The organism is Absicoccus porci (assembly GCF_003725415.1).
In the GTDB taxonomy this organism is placed as follows: Bacteria; Bacillota_I; Bacilli_A; order Erysipelotrichales; family Erysipelotrichaceae; genus Absicoccus; species Absicoccus porci.
In genome coordinates, this window is the sequence record NZ_RJQC01000010.1 from 1 (window position 1) to 1,780 (window position 1,780).

The window sequence follows — 1,780 nt, forward strand, 5'->3', positions numbered from 1 at the left end:
TGGAAAAGTAGACGTACCAAGCGATTCCGTATACATCAATGAGCTCGGTTACTGGTTAAAAGCTAGATGCCTGAATGAGACCAAGGAAGGCCAATGATGGCGCTCCACTACCGGAAGAAGCCAGTGGTCATCGAAGCCATGCAACTAAACTTCCGTAATCGTGATAAAATCATTGAATTTGGTGAAGGTAATATCACGTTGGTTTGGAGAGATGGATATCTTGAAGGTGCATATGTTAACACCTTGGAAGGAGTGATTTACGCAACTTACGGTGATTACATCATCAAGGGTGTAGACGGCGAATACTATCCTTGCAAGCCTAGCGTATTTGAAAAGACGTATGAATTGGCAGAAGATTTATTCTAGCTAGTTTCGAGTAATTTTTACCAATTTCGAGTAGTTATGAATTTTTTGCTAAAAACGCCTATGTTTAGGCATATCGCAAGTTTCGAGTAAACATTTGCCTACATATTTGCGTACATTGTTTTTCGACAGTTTCTAAAAACGGCATAATTGTACATAGTTGTACATAGTTGTACATAGTTGTACATAGTTGTACATAGTTGTACATTGTTGTACATAGTTGTACATTGTTGTACATAGTTGTACATTGTTGTACATAGTTGTACATTGTTGTACATAGTTGTACATAGTTGTACATTGTTGTACATTGTTGTACATAGTTGTACATAGTTGTACATTGTTGTACATAGTTGTACATTGTTGTACATAGTTGTACATAGTTGTACATAGTTGTACATTGTTGAATCAATCAACTATTTTCTATCGAGTAAAAAGGGATGGCCTTAGCGGTCATCCCGATTTTTTTGTGATTATTGAAAAAAGTATAAACATAGTATATACTATAAGTATAAAAAGGAGGATAAGTTATGAAAGGAGTAAAGGTGTCAAAGTGGGGCAATGGTCAAGGCATCAGGCTCCCTATGGCTGTAATGAGACTTTTGGCTTTAAATGTTGGCGATGAATTATCCATGGAAATTAAAGATAACAAGATCGTTTTGTCTCGTAAAGAAAGACGACCAATGACATTAGCCGAAAGATTCGCATCTTATGACGGTTCTACAACTCAAGAAGAGTTTTGGAATGATGAAGCTATAGGTAAGGAGGTGATTTAATGTTGTTTAAACAAGGTGATATTGTATTTATGGATTTCAACCCAATACGCGGACATGAACAAGCGGGAAGACGCCCGGCATTGATTGTATCTAATAATGATTACAATCGTATCATGGGACTGTATATTGTTTGCCCAATCACAAACAATACTAAAGTCTTTCCGTCTCATGTTTTGCTACCAAGCGGCCTGTCTACTACAGGGGCTGTATTATGCGAACATGTTAGAACCGTAGACATTGGGAAGAGAAATCCCATAAAAAAAGAAGAATGCCCAGCAAGCACTCTTGATGAAGTTTTAGAGATCGTTGAATCTCTGTTCTAAACCTATTATAAACAAAAGGCTGGCTATATGCCAGTCTTTTTTTGCGCTTCAATATCTTGTCTGATCAAGTCCTTGATATATCCCATCTTTGATGGTACAGCATCAAGCATTTCAATGATATCAGCATCTGTTTTCTTGTTCAGTTTCAATAATACAGATTTCGTATTCTCTTTATCGTACTTGTTGCTTGCTTTTATTTGTGCTTTTGTAGCCATTGTATCACCTCTTTAAAAGAACGATTTAATCGCAAGAATCAGAAAGAATATAAGCCCAGTTAAGAATAGAATGTTGATGACAAGCTTTGTAATATCTTTTTTCATT

At 36.3% G+C, this 1,780-nt stretch carries 5 protein-coding genes; 3 read left to right on the plus strand and 2 right to left on the minus strand.

The features are described from left to right. Positions 1-96 precede the first annotated feature (96 nt). The gene (locus EDX97_RS11540) at positions 97-366 is read left to right on the plus strand and encodes a hypothetical protein (RefSeq protein WP_128521297.1); all 270 of its coding nucleotides are present in this window, start codon (positions 97-99) and stop codon (positions 364-366) included. 132 nt (positions 367-498) lie between these two features. Here the strand turns inward: EDX97_RS11540 and EDX97_RS11545 are convergent, their stop codons facing one another. Continuing rightward, on the minus strand, positions 499-741 hold the full coding sequence (locus EDX97_RS11545; protein WP_148039815.1) for a hypothetical protein: 243 nt from the start codon (positions 739-741) through the stop codon (positions 499-501). Between the two features lie 149 nt (positions 742-890). Here EDX97_RS11545 and EDX97_RS11550 point away from each other — a divergent pair, with 149 nt between their 5' ends. Beyond that, complete coding sequence (locus EDX97_RS11550; protein WP_128521299.1) at positions 891-1,136, plus strand: AbrB/MazE/SpoVT family DNA-binding domain-containing protein; 246 nt, start codon at positions 891-893, stop codon at positions 1,134-1,136. Beyond that, positions 1,136-1,459 (plus strand): type II toxin-antitoxin system PemK/MazF family toxin, encoded by a 324-nt coding sequence (locus tag EDX97_RS11555; protein WP_128521300.1) that lies wholly within the window; start codon positions 1,136-1,138, stop codon positions 1,457-1,459. Before EDX97_RS11550 ends, EDX97_RS11555 begins: the two co-directional genes overlap by 1 nt. A gap of 23 nt (positions 1,460-1,482) precedes the next feature. On the opposite strand, the gene EDX97_RS11560 is transcribed toward EDX97_RS11555, so the two are convergent. Then, the gene (locus EDX97_RS11560; protein WP_128521301.1) at positions 1,483-1,674 is read right to left on the minus strand and encodes a hypothetical protein; all 192 of its coding nucleotides are present in this window, start codon (positions 1,672-1,674) and stop codon (positions 1,483-1,485) included. Positions 1,675-1,780 lie beyond the last annotated feature (106 nt).

Excerpts from the sequence above, each read along its gene's own strand:
- EDX97_RS11540 (WP_128521297.1), top strand. The coding sequence starts at position 97 with ATGGCGCTCCACTACCGGAAGAAGCCAGTGGTCATCGAAGCCATGCAA.
- EDX97_RS11545 (WP_148039815.1), bottom strand. The coding sequence starts at position 741 with ATGTACAACTATGTACAACAATGTACAACTATGTACAACAATGTACAA.
- EDX97_RS11550 (WP_128521299.1), top strand. The coding sequence starts at position 891 with ATGAAAGGAGTAAAGGTGTCAAAGTGGGGCAATGGTCAAGGCATCAGG.
- EDX97_RS11555 (WP_128521300.1), top strand. The coding sequence starts at position 1,136 with ATGTTGTTTAAACAAGGTGATATTGTATTTATGGATTTCAACCCAATA.
- EDX97_RS11560 (WP_128521301.1), bottom strand. The coding sequence starts at position 1,674 with ATGGCTACAAAAGCACAAATAAAAGCAAGCAACAAGTACGATAAAGAG.